Annotated in this window: 2 protein-coding genes; both read right to left on the bottom strand. The window is 43.8% G+C overall.

Features of this window, described 5'->3' with window-relative positions; translation table 11 throughout:
• On the bottom strand, positions 1–955 hold a 955-nt coding region (locus FTW16_RS13345), incomplete at its 3' end, for a hypothetical protein (RefSeq protein ID WP_146491404.1).
• 62 nt (positions 956–1,017) lie between these two features.
• Positions 1,018–1,704, bottom strand: coding sequence for a hypothetical protein (locus FTW16_RS13340; protein ID WP_146491403.1), 687 nt, complete (start codon positions 1,702–1,704; stop codon positions 1,018–1,020).
• Positions 1,705–1,801 lie beyond the last annotated feature (97 nt).

Genomic DNA, 1,801 nt, shown 5'->3' with positions numbered 1-1,801 from the left:
AATGCATTTTATAATCACCACGGACCACACTCATGGAGGACGGTCTGTACCCATTGGTGGTCCATAGAGCATCGGTTTGGTCTAAGGTTGCGTCATTCAATGTAAGCTCGATCAGTGCATCATCTGAATCTCGAATTGCATAAAGTTTATCTGCGTATAGAAATGGAACAGACAACAGTGACGTATCGTAACTAAAGTTGTGCTCTGTACCGTCTTGCTCTACCCACGTTAAGCTATCACCACTCCAAGGAACGGTGACAATATCACCTGTTGATAAAATGACGTTGTTTCGGAAGTAATCATCAAAGACTTTAGAAATGGTAAACGTACCATCAACAAGCTCTGCTTTATGCAGGCTGAGTTCATCACTGTGCCTTAAGTAAATACGTGTGCTGTCTCCGTTGTGGGAAAAGCGTGTATTGGTGACCCAAGCCTCATGTTCAGCTTCCACCTTCTTATAGATAGGAACGCCGCTCTCGACCAATGGATAAAGATCACCGGTATTCTTGTCCTGTATGAGGGTGTAATTGCCTTCATACACCACGTCATCCACGGTGACGGTGACATTGCTCATGTTGATTGCAGAGTAGGTGGTATTTAGGTCGACGATCATATCGATAGTCGGAGTCACAACGCTCTCAGTTTCATCGCCTTCAAAGCTAATCGAGCTTACCTCACCGTTTTCTGGGTTCTCATAAACGTAAGCACTTTGCCCGTCGTCTAAAGGCGTATTGAACGTAGCTGCTCTAGAATATGCACGATAGCCAGTTAGGTCATGACTACGAGGCTTAAAGGTTTGAAAACCATTATTAACAACACTCATGCTTGATATTGAGCGCGTTTGGTCGGCTGGTGGAGACGTTGGAGTATTACTATTGGAACCCCCTCCGCACGCTGTCAGAGCGAAAGCGATAGAGCTGACAAGAGTTGTCCTCAATAACATTGTATTTTTCATAATCCTTCCTTGTGTGGTTAGTTGAACATGTTGGTCTTGGTCTTGATCTTGAGTGTTGAGTTTTATTTAGAGGTAATGGCCTCAGATAGTAAAAACCCTTCAGGGTAGGTGAACTCGAACGTACTGACGTAGATGTCTTGAATTTGGTTGAGTGGGGCTGAGCAAATACGCTTTTTGAATTGGTAGATCAATTGAAGGCAATCATTCTCTAATACCAACCCAAGTGGACAAACGTATTGAAGCACTTGTTCGTTACGTAGATGGAGCCGAGCTTCGCGTTGGTGATAGATGGATAGACAAAGTTTGTCAAAAAGAGCCTCGTTATAATCATCTTTGTTACCAAGCCGTTTATGCCGAACATGAGTACGTGAGGTTTGGTGATGATTCGCTGACAGTAACGGAGCAAAACAGTCCTTAACACTTGAACGATAACTTTCAGGAAGCATCGATCTTAAGCTCTCAAAAGCGAGTTCAATAAGTAGAGACTCGCTAGGGCCAATAGCATATTGAGAATGAGCTCGTCGATGGTAGCTATAAGGGAGGCTTCTATCGTCTTTTTCCACATCTAGATAAGTCGTCAAGATGTTCAAGCAGCGTTGTACAGTGCGTTTAGAGCGTTCAATGCCCGTATTTGTTAGTCGTTGATGAACTTCGTTCGCCGTGATCTTTCGTTGAGTAGGGATGAGAGAGTAAACTTCAAATACCAACTCAATATGTTCGATGCGTTGCTTGTTGGGTTTAGAGGGCATGGGACCACCAAAATTGAAACGTGATCAATCGCCTCAACACTTTTGAGTGATGAGTTTAAGAATCAAGTTGATTAGGGATCGGCTGGTGGCCACACAG

The organism is Vibrio sp. T20 (assembly GCF_007858795.1).
Taxonomy (GTDB): domain Bacteria; phylum Pseudomonadota; class Gammaproteobacteria; order Enterobacterales; family Vibrionaceae; genus Vibrio; species Vibrio satsumensis.
Note: the sequence above shows the minus strand (reverse complement) of the source record. Positions and strands in the feature narration are given on the sequence as shown.

Coding starts and splice junctions, on each gene's coding strand:
- FTW16_RS13340 (WP_146491403.1), bottom strand. CDS start 1,704: ATGCCCTCTAAACCCAACAAGCAACGCATCGAACATATTGAGTTGGTA.